This window comes from Citrobacter sp. wls714, assembly GCF_005281025.1.
Taxonomy (GTDB): domain Bacteria; phylum Pseudomonadota; class Gammaproteobacteria; order Enterobacterales; family Enterobacteriaceae; genus Citrobacter; species Citrobacter werkmanii.
In genome coordinates this window covers 239,537-255,634 of the sequence record NZ_SZWZ01000075.1, presented here as the reverse complement: position 1 = coordinate 255,634, position 16,098 = coordinate 239,537, and the positions used below count along the sequence as shown (strand labels likewise).

The following is a 16,098-nucleotide window of genomic DNA, read 5'->3' as shown; positions in this document are numbered from 1 at the left end:
GTTATCTCAACGTACGCTTACCGTTTTGGCGGTGGTCACCGCGCCATAATCATTGACCGTCTGGAAGGTAACGTTGCCCTGTACGCCCGTTGGCAGCAGTACCTGCGTATCGCTTTTCGGTGCAACCATGACGTTATCGATCTTCGTTTTCCCCACATTAAGGTTGACCAACGTGACGTAATACGCAGACGGATTGTTGATTTTCAGGTGGTTGCCGGAACGGGAAAACTGCAGCATGCCGGGAGCATCTTCCGGGATGTGCGGCAGATTATTTGGGCGGACAAAAAGTTTAATGCGCGACAAAATCGCCAGTTGCAAAACGTTTTTACCCTCAAGGCTGTTCTTATTGACTGACGGAATGGCTTTCACGTTCATCCAGAACAGCGACTCACGGTCTTTGGGCAGTGGCGCGCCTGCGTAAATGATACGCAGCGTGTTTTCGCTTTTAGCCTCACTGACAAACAACGGAGGCGTCACGACAAACGCTTTTTCTTTAACCCCTGCGCTATTCTCGATCCATGAATTTACCAGGTAACGTTCTTTGGTATCGCTATTGCTAATAGACAGCGAAGTTTGTTTGGCATCAGCTGGATAAATAACACGGGTAGCGCCTAATGCAATGCCGCCGGCTGCCTGCACACTGGCAGCAGAAAATAAGGCCAGTAAAAGGATAAAACCTGATTTTAGATTATTAAACATAGCTACAAATACCTTTGATGCGATTATCGTTGGGAAATAAATCAGGGATAAACCAACGTAAACCACACGTCTGAACGAAGTATTCCCGGTGTGATATTTTCCGAGACGGCCCGATAGCGAGCAGTGAAATGAAACGTCATCTCTTGGGTGATAATCGGCGCGTAATGAAGCGGTAGAGCATTCGGAATTATTTGCTGTTGTCGCTCGTCAAATAGCGCCAGACCAACCCCCGAAGATGCAGACGCATCGCCGCTGGCCAGAAATACCTGCGGATCTTCCGCTGGCGTCACACCGGCAAACGCAATCCCGACGTGGTCATAAACATCAGAACTACACGACGTTAATCGCAGTGAAAACGGTACGCTGGTAGAGGCAAAGCTTCCCGTTCCGGAGAAGGCATTGGTACGATATTGCCCCATTTGCACCCGCAAATTCTGGCTGTCGGTGGCGACCGTGCAGGCGCCGTTAACGAGCTGCCCTCGTAAGTGGAGGCGCCCGCTTTCCAGTATTACCGTATGAGCAAGCGCAGGCATTACGCACAGCATTCCCGCCAGCGCCACGCCTTTCCCTATCATCTGCCGCATCCTTTTTCATCCCCGGATATTGCCTCATCCAATGAGGCGAACATCATCCTTGCGCGAATCTAAACGGCTTATTCGTACTTCATGATAAACGTCGCGTCGGCATTCGCCTGACCCGGCGTAGTGCTGTCCGCCGTCGCTTTATAACGGGCAGAGAAACGCAGGGTGTTGGTCCCTTCTACCAGCGCCTGAGCGGTAGAGAAGGTTGCCCCATCAGGCTTCAGCGCGGTGGACGTATTGTCCAGAATTTCAATCCCTACACCGCCCGCGGTAGTGCTGTTATCCGAGGAGGAAACGGCCAGCAGGTTATTGTTAGTGAGGTCGGTCTGACCAGAGAAAGCAACCGCGGCGGTCGCAGCCACTTTCGGGTCACAGTCGTTCAGTACGATAGTGAACGGAATTTGTGCCGTCGTATCGCCTGCTGCAGCAAAACTGGCGGTACGATATTGGCCTAGCGTAACAACCTGATCGGATGACTGAGTGCTGACTGCACAGGCTGCATTGACCAGTTCACCTTCAAAATGCACGGTACCACCGCTAACGCTTACCGGATCGGCCGCAACCGCTGCGCCCGCAACTAACATCAGGCTGGCAATAACAGAAGAGGTCATTAATTTACGTTTCATGGATTTCCCTTGAATTACATACATCCGGCTCCGGCGTCCTGCGGGATCCGTTTGAATCATTATCGACATTAAATGTCAGGCTAATTATCTCTGCATCCTGTAAAGATATATATCGCAAGAGAATTAGTTAACTTTTTACCCCTACTCTCCTGAGTATTTGATTCACTAATTAATCTTCGCGAATATGACTATTCGTCACAGCGTTAAATTAAACATTTCAATTAATGAAAAATACCTGCAAATCCTTTTAATGCTCCTGGCTAATTCTTATTGGGATCCAGGAAAAGTCTGGGTAAAAATGAGGTAAAAGACACCATAATCAGACGTAACAGACTGGTTTATGGTGCATTAACCTTGAAAACACCAGGGTGATGAGTTGTTTCATTGACGTTAAATTTAATTAGCATGATCATGAGTTATGTGAACGGTCTCAGCGTCTGAACCGACCCTGCCCGCTGACCGCGTTCCCCGCAATCGCACGTAAAAACGCAAACGAAAACTGACAGCACGTTCTGCTTCTGACAAAATAGTGACATCCCCTTCGATTTAACGTAACAGACGGAATCCTCTCTCTGATGGCAGCAAAGATTATTGACGGTAAAACGATTGCGCAGCAGGTGCGCTCTGAGGTTGCTCAAAAAGTTCAGGCGCGTTTAGCGGCTGGATTACGCGCCCCAGGCCTGGCTGTTGTGCTGGTAGGTAGCAACCCGGCTTCGCAGATTTATGTCGCGAGTAAACGCAAAGCCTGTGATGAAGTGGGGTTTGTCTCCCGCTCTTATGACCTGCCTGAAACCACCAGCGAGGCGGAGCTTCTTGAGCTGATCGATACGCTCAATGCAGATACCACCATCGACGGTATCCTGGTACAACTGCCATTACCGGCAGGTATCGACAACGTTAAAGTGCTGGAGCGTATTGCACCGGATAAAGACGTAGACGGTTTCCACCCGTATAACGTTGGTCGTCTGTGTCAACGCGCGCCGCGTCTGCGTCCATGTACTCCGCGCGGGATTGTCACTCTGCTTGAGCGTTATAACATCGATACCTATGGTCTGAATGCCGTAGTGATTGGCGCCTCAAATATTGTCGGACGCCCGATGAGCATGGAGCTGCTGCTGGCTGGCTGCACCACCACGGTCACCCACCGATTCACCAAAGATCTGCGTCGCCACGTAGAACATGCGGACCTGCTGATTGTTGCTGTCGGCAAACCGGGCTTTATTCCCGGCGAGTGGATCAAAGAAGGGGCGATTGTGATTGATGTCGGCATCAACCGTCTGGAGAATGGTAAGGTTGTTGGCGATGTGGTCTTTGAAGATGCTGCCGCGCGTGCGTCATATATCACGCCGGTACCGGGCGGCGTAGGCCCAATGACTGTCGCCACACTTATCGAAAACACGCTACAGGCGTGTGTTGAATATCATGATGTAAAGGACGTTTAAGATGGCCACATTTTCACTGGGTAAACACCCTCACGTTGAACTCTGCGATTTGCTGAAGCTGGAAGGCTGGAGCGAAAGCGGCGCCCAGGCAAAGATTGCTATTGGCGAAGGTTTAGTGAAGGTCGATGGCGCTGTTGAAACGCGCAAACGCTGTAAAATCGTTGCCGGACAGACCGTCAGCTTTGAAGGCCACAGCATTAACGTCGTGGCGTGACCCCGAATGCCGGATGAGGTTAACACCGTGTCCGGCCACTTCCCCTTCTCATTTTCAGATAATGACTTCATCCCTACTTCACAGTGAACGGCTAGCATGTTGTTTTTTCATACGAAGCGAACATCATGCCAACCATCATTACTCACGCGGCCGTTCCACTCTGTTTAGGATTAGGTCTCGGACTTAAAGTCATTCCCCCGCGATTACTGTTTACCGGCGTCATTCTGGTTATGCTGCCGGATGCCGACGTGCTGTCGTTTAAGCTTGGCGTCGCCTACGGCAACGTGTTTGGTCACCGTGGCTTTACCCACTCACTGCTGTTCGCCTTTGTCGTGCCGCTACTTTGCGTATTGATTGGCCGACGATGGTTTAAAGCCGGATTGATTCGCTGCTGGCTATTCCTGACGCTTTCACTGCTGTCGCACAGTCTGCTGGATTCTGTCACCACCGGCGGCAAAGGCGTCGGCTGGCTGTGGCCGTGGTCGGATGAACGCTTTTTCGCGCCGTGGCAGGTGATTAAAGTCGCGCCGTTCGCGCTGTCACGCTACGCGACCCCTTACGGGCATCAGGTGATTATTTCGGAATTATTATGGGTGTGGCTACCGGGAGTGATGATGATGGGTGTGCTGTGGTGGTACAGACGTCATTAATAGTGCCTGATGGCGCTATGCTTATCAGGCCTACCGATCATTACATCGTAGGCCGGATAAGGCGTTAGACGCCATCCGGCAATAGAGAGTTACTTACGGCGCCAGGTGGTGCCCTGCGGGCCATCTTCCAGCACGATGCCCATCTCGTTGAGACGGTCACGCGCGGCGTCAGCTGCCGCCCAGTCTTTGGCTTTACGCGCATCCAGACGCTGCTGAATTAACGCTTCAATTTCAGCAACTTCACCGTCATCCGCCTGCGCACCGCTTTGCAGGAACGCTTCCGGATCCTGTTCCAGCAGGCCCAGCACGCTGGAGAGCTTGCGCAGATGCGCAGCCATACCGTTAGCCGCCGCCATATCTTCACCCTTCAGGCGGTTAACTTCACGCGCCATATCAAACAGCACGGAGTAAGCTTCCGGCGTGTTGAAGTCATCGTCCATCGCTTCAATGAAACGCGCTTCAAAGTCCTCGCCACCCGCAGGGGCAACGGATTTGTCGGTACCACGCAGCGCGGTGTACAGACGTTCCAGCGCAGAACGCGCCTGTTTCAGGTTCTCTTCGCTGTAGTTCAACTGGCTACGGTAATGACCCGACATCAGGAAGTAGCGAATGGTTTCGGCGTCGTAGTATTTCAGCACGTCGCGTACGGTAAAGAAGTTGCCCAGCGATTTGGACATTTTCTCTCGGTCAACCATCACCATCCCGGAGTGCATCCAGTAGTTCACGTATTCGCCATCGTGCGCACAGGTGGACTGCGCGATTTCGTTTTCATGGTGCGGGAACATCAGGTCCGAGCCACCGCCATGAATATCGAAATGGTTGCCCAACTGTTTGCAGTTCATCGCCGAACACTCGATATGCCAGCCCGGACGACCTGCGCCCCATGGAGACGGCCAGCTCGGTTCGCCCTCTTTGGACATTTTCCACAGCACGAAGTCCATCGGGTTGCGCTTCACGTCAACCACGTCAACGCGAGCGCCCGCCTGCAACTGATCCAGATCCTGGCGTGACAGCTGACCGTAGTTCGGGTCAGTCGGAACATCGAACATCACGTCGCCGTTATCGGCGACATAAGCGTGACCTTTGGCGATCAGCTGTTCGGTGATCTCAATAATCTCGGCGATATGGTGCGTAGCGCGAGGTTCCAGATCCGGGCGCAGAATATTCAGCGCATCGAAATCGCTATGCATTTCCGCAATCATACGATCAACCAGCGCGACAAAGCTCTCGCCGTTTTCATTCGCGCGCTTGATGATTTTGTCGTCGATATCGGTAATGTTACGCACATATTTCAGTTTATAGCCGAGGAAGCGCAGATAACGCGCAACGACATCGAAAGAAACGAAAGTACGTCCGTGGCCAATATGACAGAGATCGTAAACGGTAATACCACACACGTACATGCCGACTTCCCCGGCATGAATAGGTTTGAATTCCTCTTTTTGGCGCGTCAGTGTATTAAAGATTTTTAACATCGAAGATTCCGTGTAGACGTGTGTGGATAGTAAAGTCTGTATAATACCCATAATTTAGACCGGAAGCAGCACACTTTGCGAGGTGATCGCAGCTTGCGGTTATGCTATAACACACCCCTAACTCTGACCCTTGACAGGGTCGAAGCACCAATCTATCGGAACAGGATGCAAAAATGGTTACTTTCCACACTAATCACGGCGATATCGTAATCAAAACGTTTGATGATAAAGCGCCTGAAACAGTTAAAAACTTCCTGGACTACTGCCGCGAAGGTTTTTATAACAACACCATTTTCCACCGTGTTATTAACGGTTTCATGATCCAGGGCGGTGGTTTCGAGCCAGGCATGAAGCAAAAAGCCACGAAAGAAGCGATCAAAAACGAAGCGAACAACGGTCTGAAAAACACCCGCGGTACGCTGGCAATGGCGCGTACTCAGGCTCCGCACTCCGCAACCGCACAGTTCTTCATCAACGTTGCTGACAATGACTTCCTGAACTTCTCTGGCGAAAGCATGCAGGGTTGGGGTTACTGCGTGTTTGCTGAAGTTGTTGAAGGCATGGACGTGGTTGATAAAATCAAAGGCGTTTCCACTGGTCGCAGCGGTATGCATCAGGATGTGCCTAAAGAAGACGTCATCATTGAAAACGTGACCGTCAGCGAGTAATCGTGGCGACACTGTTTATTGCAGATCTTCACCTCTGCACAGAAGAACCGGCGATCACCGCCGGTTTTCTGCGTTTTTTAGCCGGTGATGCGCGACAAGTCGATGCGCTGTACATTCTCGGCGACCTGTTCGAAGCCTGGATTGGCGACGACGACCCTAATCCGCTGCATCATCAAATAGCCGCGGCGATAAAATCACTGGTTGATTCCGGCATTCCCTGCTTTTTTATTCACGGTAACCGTGATTTTCTGCTCGGCAAACGTTTTGCCCGTGAGAGCGGCATGACTTTACTGCCCGAAGAGAAAATGCTCGATCTGTATGGTCGCAAGGTACTGATCATGCATGGCGACACGTTATGCACTGACGATGCTGGCTATCAGGCGTTTCGCGCCAAAGTGCATCAATCCTGGTTACAAAAACTATTCCTCGCCCTGCCATTGTTCATTCGCCAACGTATTGCCGCGAAAATGCGCGCCAACAGCAAAGCAGCCAACAGCAGTAAGTCGCTGGAGATCATGGATGTGAATCAGCAGGCCGTTATCGCTGAGATGGAAAAACATCAGGTTCAGTGGTTAATTCACGGTCATACCCACCGTCCGGCAGTCCACGAACTTACGGCCAATGGGCAACCCGCCTTCCGCGTAGTATTAGGCGCCTGGCACAGCGAAGGTTCGATGATCAAAGTCACACCAGACGACGTTGAACTGATCACATTCCCGTTTTAACTCCCCCGTCAAAACGCTTGCTACACAGGCTACGCAATCGTTTTCCTTGACGATGAATTATGCTATTCTCTGTGGCCTCAAAAGTCGAGTGTAGTGCACCACAGGAGTTTTCAGACGCATGTCTTCCCGCAATAATCCGGCGCGTGTCGCCATCGTGATGGGGTCCAAAAGCGACTGGGCTACCATGCAGTTCGCCGCCGAAATCTTCGAAATGTTGGACGTTCCACACCATGTTGAGGTCGTCTCTGCTCACCGTACCCCAGACAAACTGTTCAGTTTCGCCGAAGGCGCTGAAGAGAACGGTTATCAGGTGATTATTGCCGGTGCCGGTGGTGCTGCACATTTGCCTGGTATGATTGCGGCGAAAACGCTGGTGCCTGTTTTAGGCGTTCCGGTACAAAGCGCAGCGTTGAGCGGCGTAGATAGCCTTTATTCCATCGTTCAAATGCCTCGCGGTATTCCGGTGGGCACGCTGGCGATCGGCAAAGCGGGCGCGGCCAATGCGGCCCTGCTGGCCGCGCAAATTCTGGCAACACACGACAAAGAATTGCATCAGCGTCTGGCTGAGTGGCGTAAAGCGCAAACCGACGAGGTGCTGGAGAACCCGGACCCGCGAGGTGTCGCATGAAGCAGGTCTGTGTACTCGGCAATGGTCAGCTAGGACGCATGCTGCGTCAGGCCGGTGAGCCGCTGGGGATTGCGGTCTGGCCCGTCGGGCTGGACGCCGAACCCGCTGCCGTTCCTTTTCAGCAAAGCGTGATCACCGCTGAGATTGAGCGCTGGCCGGAAACGGCGCTCACCCGCGAACTGGCACGTCACCCGGCGTTTGTTAACCGCGACGTCTTCCCGATTATTGCTGACCGTCTGACGCAAAAACAGCTTTTTGACAAACTCAACCTGGCGACCGCGCCATGGCAACTGCTGGCGGATAAAAGCGAATGGTCTGCGGTGTTTGACAAACTCGGCGAGTTGGCGATTGTGAAGCGTCGCGTCGGCGGCTACGACGGTCGTGGACAGTGGCGTTTACGCGCGAATGAAACCGAACAACTGCCAGACGACTGCTACGGCGAGTGCATCGTCGAGCGAGGAATCAACTTCTCCGGTGAAGTCTCACTGATTGGCGCGCGTGCGCACGACGGCAGCACCGTCTTCTATCCGCTGACCCATAACCTTCATCAGGACGGCATTCTGCGCACCAGCGTGGTATTTCCGCAGGCTAACGCTAAACAACAGGCGCAGGCCGAAGCGATGCTCTCTGCCATCATGCAGGAGCTGGGCTATGTCGGTGTGATGGCGATGGAGTGTTTCATCACCCCGGAAGGTCTGCTGATTAATGAACTGGCTCCGCGCGTGCACAACAGCGGGCACTGGACGCAAAACGGCGCCAGCATCAGCCAGTTTGAACTGCATCTGCGCGCCATTACCGGCCTGCCGCTGCCGACGCCGGTGGTGAACAATCCTTCGGTGATGGTAAACCTGATCGGCAGCGACCTGAACTACGACTGGCTGAAGCTGCCGCTGGTGCATCTGCACTGGTATGACAAAGAGGTACGCGAAGGGCGTAAGGTGGGACACTTGAACCTGATCGACAGCGATACCGCGCGCCTTAGCGCCACGCTGGAAGCGCTCATTCCCCTGCTGCCGCCGGAATATGCCAGCGGTATCATCTGGGCGCAGTCAAAGCTGAAATAAACCGATACGGGAGGTGTGCCTGCGCACGCCTCCCGTTACTTTTACAGACGAATGCAGGTTCCGGCTTTCCCCGCCAACGTGTCTTCAATGCGAGACAGCGCGCCAATCCACGCGGGTTTTCCACGTCGCTTCACGTATCCGCTTACGGCTGTCACCTTTGGCCCCATCGAACCATCAGCTTTAGCAAACGGTGCCAGTTCATCAGGAGAGGCTTGTCGAATCGCACGTTGCTCTGGTGTGCCCCAGTTCTCATAGACCGCATCAGCATCGGTGAGGATAACCAGACCGTCGGCATCGATCTGTTCAGCCAGCAATGCCGCCGCCAGATCCTTATCAATGACCGCTTCAGACCCAACCCCTTCCCCGGTCACCGGCACGCCGCCACCGCCGCTACAAATCACCACATGGCCTTCTTTGAGCAAGAGCTTAATAGCATCGCTTTCGACGATCTGGCGAGGCTCAGGCGAGGCGACAACACGACGCAGGTATTTGCCGTCACGTTTCATATGCCAGCCGTAGGTGGCTTCCAGCTGCGTTTGATCTGCAGGCGAATACACCGGGCCGATAAATTTTTCCGGCGCCATAAACGCGGGATCGTCTTCAGACACCACAATTCGCGTTAACACTGTGGTCACCGGCGGCATCTCCGGTTCAGCGGTCAGACTTTGCGCTAACATATAACCAATCATGCCCTGAGTCTCTGCCACCAGCACATCCAGCGGGTAAGGTTCAACCTCCTTCCAGGCAAGATTCTGTAACGATAACAGACCAACCTGCGGCCCATTGCCATGTACGATGGCCAGGCGGTACGAACGCGCCAGACGCGCCAGGGCAGGTACGGCGCTGGCAATATTACGATATTGATTTTCTGCCGTCAGCGCCTCGCCGCGCTGCAATAATGCGTTGCCACCAAGAGCAACAACCAGCGTTTTCATTCCCTATCCTTCTATGATTTGTTGCCCAAGCCAGAACCCCAACAGGGTGTCTGCGCCGGAGGTATGCCCGAGCGCTAGCAGCGAATTTATCGCCGCGTCCATCCTTTGGTGTCGGCCCAAAGCATGAGTGAAGTGGAGCAAAGGTGAAGCGAAGTATCCTAATGCCGCGTAGCGTAAGTAGCTCACGCTAACCACGGTCGTCGCCAGTTCAAGATTGCCGGAATATTCAAAGAAACGATGGCCGGAATCCTTATTCAGCGCGCCAAAATACCAGGCGGCCAGAAGCATTCCGGTCAACGTATCATCATGGCTGGGCGTTAAACCTGGCCCCTTACCTAACCACTGCCGCCAGTCTGTCGATAAGCCAGCCAGCGCCGAGAAAAAGCAATGGCGGAACTGACGTAACTCGGGGCACAAAGGCAAATTTGCCGCCAGCATTAACGGCCCGAATAACCCCGTTTCCTCGCCGCGCTCCATCCAGGCGGATGCAAGGCGTGGAGCATGTGGGCGGGACGTTATTTTCAACGAACAATAACGCTGCGGTTGGCGCAACAGAAACGGTCCCAACACGATCCCCTCGGGGACAGCCTGAGGGGTTTCACTACCGCTTAACGCCATACGCAGCGCATCAAAATCAGGCGCACGGATCACCCATCCTCCCGGGCTAAAACCACTGCCCTGGCGGTGCAGCGTTAACAGTGCGCCTCCTTCGGCCACAAGGTTAATCGAGCGCCGCCAGATCCCGGATAGCTGCCATGACTGGCGAAAATCCGGAGACTGCTGACTGCCCATCAGAGGACGGATGATCATCATGCGCGGCTCTCTTAGCTAATGCCCATACTTTCAGCCAGCGCTTCCAGAGCCAGCTCAAAGCAGGCCAACGGCGCACGAACTGTGCCCGCGCCGATCTGACCAATACCGGCTTCTTTATGGGCAATACCCGTGTTGATCAGCGGCGTAATACCTGTTTCCACGACGCGACGGATATCAAGACCAAGGCAAGCCCCCTGGAAATCCCAGCCAGGGATCTGCAACTGCATATTGCGTTCCAGATAGATTTCAGCCATCTCCTCGGAAACGGACTTCGCGGCCTCCATCCCTCCGGCACCGACAAAACGCGTTACGCCAGGGGCAGCGATCATCGCGGCGCCGCCAATCCCAAAGGTTTCGGTGATGGCGCTATCGCCCATATCCGGGTTAGCTTGTTCCTGCGAGAAGCCGGTAAAGAACAGCCCCTGCGGTGTGTTAACCGGCGCAGTAAACCAGCGATCGCCAAGTCCGCTCACCCGGATACCGAACATATCGCCATTACGGGTCATTGCGGTCACAATACTGCCGGAACGCACCATTGCTCCGGCATCCATTGCCGCTTTGCAGTAAGCCATCGCCAGGTTCAAGAAGAACTGGTCGGTCACACTGAGAAAATCCATCACCTCAGCAATCTGCTGCTTATCATGTTCCAGACGGGCAATTTGCGGTGCCAGAGTTCGCATCAGCAGAGCTGAAGAGGCAATGTTGCGCTGATGGAACTCATCGCCCATCGTAATGCCCTGCGCCATCATGGCGGTCAGATCAATACCCTGTTCCAGATTGGCCAGCGCCGCGCTTAAAACAGGCATCAGGACATCGCGCATCCAACGTAGACGCTGCTGGACATCTTCGCCATACGCGCCGAAGCGCATCACTTTGCCAATCCCTTCGTTGAGATTGCAGTAAGCCCGGTTACCGTCGGTGATATTTTCCACCACCAGCATCGGCATGCTGGCAGAGGTGATTCCCCCCATTGGCCCCACAGCATTAACATGGTGGCAAGGTACGAACCGGACTTTGCCCTGCTCCAGTAAAGCCAGCGCACTCATCTCATCATTGGCCCACCCTTCAAACAGACATGCACCAATACAGGCCCCTTTCATCGGACCGGTCATCTCTTGCCAACGCATTGGCGGTCCCGCATGCAGCAACGTTTTCCCTTCATTGAGCTCGCGAATTAATGAGGAGGCTGGTTGCACATCCAGCCAGTGCGGACGCGCACGACGAATTTGTTCGATTACTGCAGCATTGGCTTGCGCCACTGATGTAAACATTGGAACCCCTTATTGCAAACGTTCTAATAAACGAGCCAGTTTCTTATTACCGCCAGCGACAGGCGCCCACTGGTAATGCACCACAGGCATTTCTGCCGCCTGTAAATCCAGTGCAAAACTGCGTAACCCGGCATTGATGACCGCCACTTTTTCCAGTAGCGGAGGTGTGGATTTGTCAGATAACGGTTGAGATGGACGAATCAGTTCGGCGGCAAGCAGCGTTGCCTCAGGCAGTGAACTCACTACGGCAATGCCGGCATCTTCCAGTGTGGCAATCTGCAGTGAGCGACACTGCGGATCGCGTTCTGTACCTGTCACCGTCGCAATCGCATACAGCGGTTGCTCATGGCCTCGCGCAGCGCACGCCTTCTGCCAGGCCTGAACCAACGATGCGGCCGGATCTGCAGTCGCGCCGTAACCAATCACGACATCAACTAACAGTACGCGTACCTGCGGCTGCGTCCCCAGATCCGTAATCAGTTGATTACGTAAGGCAGGGTCAATCATCGGATGCGGCCGCCCGACGGTGTAAAAATCATCCCCCAGATCGATAATCTGGTGCCCGGCGGCATCCAGCATCATGCCATGATGATGTTGTGCATCCGCGGTGACATTCAGGTGGGCGGCCAGCAGCCCAGCGGCTTCGGCGGCCAGCGTACCTCCGGTGTATAACCCTCGGATCACACCGTCTCCTGTGGTTGAAAGCGAGCTGCGTCGCGCCGCGACTCTCGCCAGTAAACAGGCCAGACGGGCCGCATCGTCCAACGTCGCGGCAAACCAGACGTTTTCGTCGCGGGCGACCGCGGAGGTGTAACCTAAAAACAGGGCTACCACGGGTTTGCCGGTGGCCTTCATCGCCGTCACGATATGCTGGCGAACAGCCTCCGCCGGTGGTTTCGACACAAAAGCCAACACCTGGCTTTTGTCGTCTGCGCCAAGCATCTCCATCGCGGTAAGCGCGCTAATCCCCCCTACCTCGGCGCTCAGGTCCCGTCCGCCCAGACCGATGGCGTGAGTGATGCCTTCCCCGGCCAGCGCTATCTGTGAACAGAGCTCCTGAATCCCTGTGCCGGAGGCGCCCAGCACACCGATATTGCCTTCCGGCATCACGTTGGCAAAAGCCAGCGGCGTGCCCGCAATCATGGCGGTTCCGCAGTCCGGTCCCATCACCAGCAGACCTTTATCCTGCGCACGGCGCTTGAGGGTGATTTCATCTTCCAGGGTCACGTTATCGGAGAACATCATGACATTCAGGTTGCGATCCAACGCCTGGTTCGCCAGCTCCGCCGCGTATTCACCGGCGACGGAAATGAGCGTCATATTCGCCTCAGGCAGTTTCTGGCACGCGCTTTCCCAGCGTCTGACCTGCAGGAGCGTTTGGCTACCGCCAGTGGCCTGCGCCAGCTGCTGCAACGACTCATCCAGTTGTTGCAGAATGGCCTGCGTAATACTTTCATCAGCCGTTTCAGTGCGAATCGCCACACAAATATCGTTTGGCGTCGCATTATTAAAATCGTCATGCCAAAACCCGGTCGTTTCCAGCAATGATTTATTTGCTGGCGTTCCCATCATGATCGATACATCGTCTACATTTTCGGACTCACTCAGCTTGCGTGAAATAATCATTAAACTGACAGAGTCCTGAAAACACCCTTTTTTAATAAAGGCGTGGATCATAACAACCCCTTAATAATTGCACCCATGGCAATTGCACGAGTAGTGTTAATGTGTAGCTCAAGGTATATATCTGGAATCCCAAATAGAGTGACTGGCATCACACTGGAATTATTAACAAAATAAATTTAACAACCACCAGAGTATTAAACATTATTTTTTAACGGCATTGTTTATTTAAAAAGAAAGGGCAAATCAACACTGATTATCAAATAAATTCTAACTATATTTTTTTGTGTGTCTGGATCACATAATCAATTTTTATTCCCGGTATGTTAACGGCAGTCATGCTTCACACCGTCGTTAAAAAGGAAGACAGATGAAAATCAGTCGGGAAACACTCCACCAGCTTATCGAGAATAAGCTTTGCAAGGCCGGACTAAAACGTGAGCACGCCACAACGGTTGCTGAGGTATTGGTTTACGCCGATGCCAGAGGCATTCACTCTCATGGCGCCGTACGCGTTGAATACTATGCTGAGCGCATTTCAAAAGGCGGCACCAACCGCGAACCCACATTTCGTTTTGAAGATACCGGTCCCTGTACAGCGATTTTGCATGCCGATAATGCCGCCGGGCAAGTCGCAGCAAAGATGGGTATGGAGCATGCCATTAAAATTGCTAAAAAAAATGGTGTCGCCGTCGTTGGCATTAGCCGAATGGGGCACAGCGGTGCCATTTCTTACTTTGTGCAGCAAGCCGCTCGCGCTGGTCTGATCGGCCTCTCCGTGTGCCAGTCCGACCCGATGGTGGTACCGTTCGGCGGCGCAGATATTTACTACGGTACCAATCCGTTAGCCTTCGCTGCGCCAGGAGAAGGCGACGACATCATGACGTTTGATATGGCGACAACGGTGCAGGCATGGGGAAAAGTTCTGGATGCCCGCTCCCGCAACGAGCCGATTCCTAATACCTGGGCAGTCGATAAAAACGGCGCGCCAACTTCCGATCCATTTGCTGTCAATGCGTTGCTACCTGCGGCTGGGCCTAAAGGCTATGGCCTGATGATGATGATCGATGTGTTATCCGGCATTTTATTGGGATTACCGTTTGGTCGTCAGGTCAGTTCAATGTATGAGGATTTACATGCCGGTCGGAATTTAGGCCAACTGCATTTGGTTATTAATCCCGACTTTTTCTCCTCCAACCAATTATTCCGCCAGCACCTCAGCCAGACCATGCAAGAGTTAAATAACGTTACTCCTGCACCCGGCTTTAAACAAGTTTATTACCCCGGACAGGATCAAGATATTAATCAACGCAATGCCGCGGTCCATGGTATCGACATTGTTGACGATATTTATCAATACCTGATTTCCGATGCCCTCTATCTCAAGTCATACGAAACAAAGAATCCCTTTGCACAATAATTATTGAAACAGGAATTTCATATGATCAACCATTTTCGTCACGCAATTGAAGAAACCCTTCCCTGGCTCTCTTCCTTTGGCGCGGATCCTACCGGTGGGATGACGCGCTTGCTGTATTCGCCAGAATGGCTTGAAACACAACAGCAATTCAAAAAGCGCATGGATGCCAGCGGCCTGGAAACTCGCTTTGATGAAGTGGGCAACTTATACGGTCGTCTGCTTGGGAGCGAATCGCCGGAACAGGTCATTTTAAGCGGCTCGCATATTGATACCGTCGTCAACGGCGGCAATCTTGACGGCCAGTTTGGCGCGCTGGCGGCATGGCTCGCGGTTGACTGGCTCAAGAGCACCTATGGCGCACCGCTGAAAACGGTCGAAGTCGTTTCCATGGCGGAAGAGGAAGGCAGCCGTTTCCCGTATGTCTTCTGGGGCAGCAAAAACATTTTTGGACTGGCAAATCCCGATGACGTCCGTAATATCCAGGACGCGAAAGGCACCCGTTTTGTTGACGCAATGAACGCCTGCGGTTTTACTCTCCCCGCAGAGCCGCTTCATGCCCGCAATGACATCAAAGCCTTCGTTGAATTACACATCGAACAAGGTTGCGTGCTTGAAAGTAATGGCCAGTCGATAGGCGTCGTCAGCGCGATTGTCGGCCAACGTCGCTATACGGTAACGCTGAACGGCGAATCCAACCATGCGGGTACAACGCCGCTGAGCTACCGTCGCGATACCGTATACGCTTTCAGTCGCATCTGCAGCCAGTCAATCGAGAAAGCCAAAAAGCATGGCGATCCTCTGGTTCTCACATTTGGTAAGGTAGAGCCACAACCGAACACCGTCAACGTGGTGCCAGGCAAAACGACCTTCACAATCGATTGCCGTCATACCGATGCCGACGTATTGCGTGATTTTACTCAACAACTGGAAAACGACATGCGCGCCATCTGCGATGAAATGGATATCGGCATTGATATCGATTTGTGGATGGATGAAACGCCGGTCCCGATGGACAGTAAACTGGTCTCTACCCTTACCGAACTGTGTGAAAAAGAACAGCTGAACTACCGTGTCATGCACAGTGGCGCGGGCCATGATGCGCAAATTTTCGCTCCCCGCGTACCGACCTGCATGATTTTCATTCCCAGCATTAACGGTATCAGCCACAACCCCGCTGAACGCACAAACATTAACGACCTTGCCGAAGGGGTCAAAACTCTGGCATTAATGCTTCATCAACTTGCCTGGCAGAAATAAGGAGTCA

17 protein-coding genes are annotated in these 16,098 nt (G+C 53.2%); 9 read left to right on the top strand and 8 right to left on the bottom strand.

From position 1 onward, the window contains the following. Positions 1-6: 6 nt before the first annotated feature. The 3 genes from fimC to fimA form a co-directional block, all read right to left on the bottom strand. Complete coding sequence (fimC, locus tag FDX11_RS17025) at positions 7-699, bottom strand: type 1 fimbria chaperone FimC (protein ID WP_061381604.1); 693 nt, start codon at positions 697-699, stop codon at positions 7-9. A gap of 41 nt (positions 700-740) precedes the next feature. Continuing rightward, positions 741-1,274: a type 1 fimbrial protein subunit FimI gene (gene fimI / locus FDX11_RS17020; RefSeq protein ID WP_042309947.1), complete on the bottom strand. Its 534-nt coding sequence runs from the start codon at positions 1,272-1,274 to the stop codon at positions 741-743. 77 nt (positions 1,275-1,351) lie between these two features. Next, on the bottom strand, positions 1,352-1,906 hold the full coding sequence (gene fimA / locus FDX11_RS17015; protein ID WP_061381603.1) for a type 1 fimbrial major subunit FimA: 555 nt from the start codon (positions 1,904-1,906) through the stop codon (positions 1,352-1,354). 575 nt (positions 1,907-2,481) lie between these two features. Here fimA and folD point away from each other — a divergent pair. The 3 genes from folD (at position 2,482) to FDX11_RS17000 (ending at position 4,212) form a co-directional block, all read left to right on the top strand. Continuing rightward, complete coding sequence (gene folD / locus FDX11_RS17010) at positions 2,482-3,348, top strand: bifunctional methylenetetrahydrofolate dehydrogenase/methenyltetrahydrofolate cyclohydrolase FolD (protein WP_003021887.1); 867 nt, start codon at positions 2,482-2,484, stop codon at positions 3,346-3,348. Position 3,349: 1 nt separating this feature from the next. After that, complete coding sequence (gene ybcJ, locus FDX11_RS17005) at positions 3,350-3,562, top strand: ribosome-associated protein YbcJ (RefSeq protein WP_016152124.1); 213 nt, start codon at positions 3,350-3,352, stop codon at positions 3,560-3,562. 125 nt (positions 3,563-3,687) lie between these two features. Continuing rightward, a complete protein-coding gene (locus FDX11_RS17000; protein ID WP_137398272.1) occupies positions 3,688-4,212 on the top strand; it encodes a metal-dependent hydrolase in 525 nt (174 codons plus the stop codon). A gap of 89 nt (positions 4,213-4,301) precedes the next feature. Here the strand turns inward: FDX11_RS17000 and cysS are convergent, their stop codons facing one another. Further along, a complete protein-coding gene (cysS, locus tag FDX11_RS16995; protein WP_137398271.1) occupies positions 4,302-5,687 on the bottom strand; it encodes a cysteine--tRNA ligase in 1,386 nt (461 codons plus the stop codon). 173 nt (positions 5,688-5,860) lie between these two features. On the opposite strand from cysS, the gene ppiB reads away from it, so the two are divergent. The 4 genes from ppiB (at position 5,861) to purK (ending at position 8,772) form a co-directional block, all read left to right on the top strand. After that, positions 5,861-6,355, top strand: coding sequence for a peptidylprolyl isomerase B (ppiB, locus tag FDX11_RS16990; RefSeq protein WP_003021875.1), 495 nt, complete (start codon positions 5,861-5,863; stop codon positions 6,353-6,355). A gap of 2 nt (positions 6,356-6,357) precedes the next feature. Next, the gene (gene lpxH / locus FDX11_RS16985; protein ID WP_137398270.1) at positions 6,358-7,080 is read left to right on the top strand and encodes a UDP-2,3-diacylglucosamine diphosphatase; all 723 of its coding nucleotides are present in this window, start codon (positions 6,358-6,360) and stop codon (positions 7,078-7,080) included. Positions 7,081-7,198: 118 nt separating this feature from the next. Further along, the gene (gene purE, locus FDX11_RS16980) at positions 7,199-7,708 is read left to right on the top strand and encodes a 5-(carboxyamino)imidazole ribonucleotide mutase (RefSeq protein ID WP_042309959.1); all 510 of its coding nucleotides are present in this window, start codon (positions 7,199-7,201) and stop codon (positions 7,706-7,708) included. Then, complete coding sequence (gene purK, locus FDX11_RS16975) at positions 7,705-8,772, top strand: 5-(carboxyamino)imidazole ribonucleotide synthase (RefSeq protein WP_137398269.1); 1,068 nt, start codon at positions 7,705-7,707, stop codon at positions 8,770-8,772. The genes purE and purK overlap by 4 nt, the downstream gene beginning before the upstream one ends. A gap of 41 nt (positions 8,773-8,813) precedes the next feature. Here the strand turns inward: purK and FDX11_RS16970 are convergent, their stop codons facing one another. From FDX11_RS16970 to FDX11_RS16955, 4 genes are read right to left on the bottom strand one after another with little or no spacing between them, the layout of a single operon-like run. Beyond that, positions 8,814-9,707 carry a carbamate kinase gene (locus tag FDX11_RS16970; protein ID WP_042309963.1) on the bottom strand — a complete coding sequence of 298 codons (894 nt, stop codon included), beginning with the start codon at positions 9,705-9,707 and terminating at the stop codon, positions 8,814-8,816. Positions 9,708-9,710: 3 nt separating this feature from the next. Next, positions 9,711-10,520 carry a DUF2877 domain-containing protein gene (locus tag FDX11_RS16965; protein WP_061381599.1) on the bottom strand — a complete coding sequence of 270 codons (810 nt, stop codon included), beginning with the start codon at positions 10,518-10,520 and terminating at the stop codon, positions 9,711-9,713. An 11-nt stretch (positions 10,521-10,531) separates the two neighbouring features. After that, positions 10,532-11,791: a DUF1116 domain-containing protein gene (locus FDX11_RS16960; RefSeq protein WP_042309967.1), complete on the bottom strand. Its 1,260-nt coding sequence runs from the start codon at positions 11,789-11,791 to the stop codon at positions 10,532-10,534. A 9-nt stretch (positions 11,792-11,800) separates the two neighbouring features. Further along, positions 11,801-13,468, bottom strand: coding sequence for an acyl-CoA synthetase FdrA (locus FDX11_RS16955; protein WP_137398268.1), 1,668 nt, complete (start codon positions 13,466-13,468; stop codon positions 11,801-11,803). A 316-nt stretch (positions 13,469-13,784) separates the two neighbouring features. On the opposite strand from FDX11_RS16955, the gene allD reads away from it, so the two are divergent. Beyond that, a complete protein-coding gene (allD, locus tag FDX11_RS16950) occupies positions 13,785-14,834 on the top strand; it encodes an ureidoglycolate dehydrogenase (RefSeq protein ID WP_061381597.1) in 1,050 nt (349 codons plus the stop codon). A gap of 21 nt (positions 14,835-14,855) precedes the next feature. Next, positions 14,856-16,091: an allantoate deiminase gene (gene allC, locus FDX11_RS16945; protein WP_061381596.1), complete on the top strand. Its 1,236-nt coding sequence runs from the start codon at positions 14,856-14,858 to the stop codon at positions 16,089-16,091. The last annotated feature ends 7 nt before the right edge of the window (positions 16,092-16,098 follow it).

Coding starts and splice junctions, on each gene's coding strand:
- fimC (WP_061381604.1), bottom strand. CDS start 699: ATGTTTAATAATCTAAAATCAGGTTTTATCCTTTTACTGGCCTTATTT.
- fimI (WP_042309947.1), bottom strand. CDS start 1,274: ATGATAGGGAAAGGCGTGGCGCTGGCGGGAATGCTGTGCGTAATGCCT.
- fimA (WP_061381603.1), bottom strand. CDS start 1,906: ATGAAACGTAAATTAATGACCTCTTCTGTTATTGCCAGCCTGATGTTA.
- folD (WP_003021887.1), top strand. CDS start 2,482: ATGGCAGCAAAGATTATTGACGGTAAAACGATTGCGCAGCAGGTGCGC.
- ybcJ (WP_016152124.1), top strand. CDS start 3,350: ATGGCCACATTTTCACTGGGTAAACACCCTCACGTTGAACTCTGCGAT.
- FDX11_RS17000 (WP_137398272.1), top strand. CDS start 3,688: ATGCCAACCATCATTACTCACGCGGCCGTTCCACTCTGTTTAGGATTA.
- cysS (WP_137398271.1), bottom strand. CDS start 5,687: ATGTTAAAAATCTTTAATACACTGACGCGCCAAAAAGAGGAATTCAAA.
- ppiB (WP_003021875.1), top strand. CDS start 5,861: ATGGTTACTTTCCACACTAATCACGGCGATATCGTAATCAAAACGTTT.
- purE (WP_042309959.1), top strand. CDS start 7,199: ATGTCTTCCCGCAATAATCCGGCGCGTGTCGCCATCGTGATGGGGTCC.
- purK (WP_137398269.1), top strand. CDS start 7,705: ATGAAGCAGGTCTGTGTACTCGGCAATGGTCAGCTAGGACGCATGCTG.
- FDX11_RS16970 (WP_042309963.1), bottom strand. CDS start 9,707: ATGAAAACGCTGGTTGTTGCTCTTGGTGGCAACGCATTATTGCAGCGC.
- FDX11_RS16965 (WP_061381599.1), bottom strand. CDS start 10,520: ATGATGATCATCCGTCCTCTGATGGGCAGTCAGCAGTCTCCGGATTTT.
- FDX11_RS16960 (WP_042309967.1), bottom strand. CDS start 11,791: ATGTTTACATCAGTGGCGCAAGCCAATGCTGCAGTAATCGAACAAATT.
- FDX11_RS16955 (WP_137398268.1), bottom strand. CDS start 13,468: ATGATCCACGCCTTTATTAAAAAAGGGTGTTTTCAGGACTCTGTCAGT.
- allD (WP_061381597.1), top strand. CDS start 13,785: ATGAAAATCAGTCGGGAAACACTCCACCAGCTTATCGAGAATAAGCTT.
- allC (WP_061381596.1), top strand. CDS start 14,856: ATGATCAACCATTTTCGTCACGCAATTGAAGAAACCCTTCCCTGGCTC.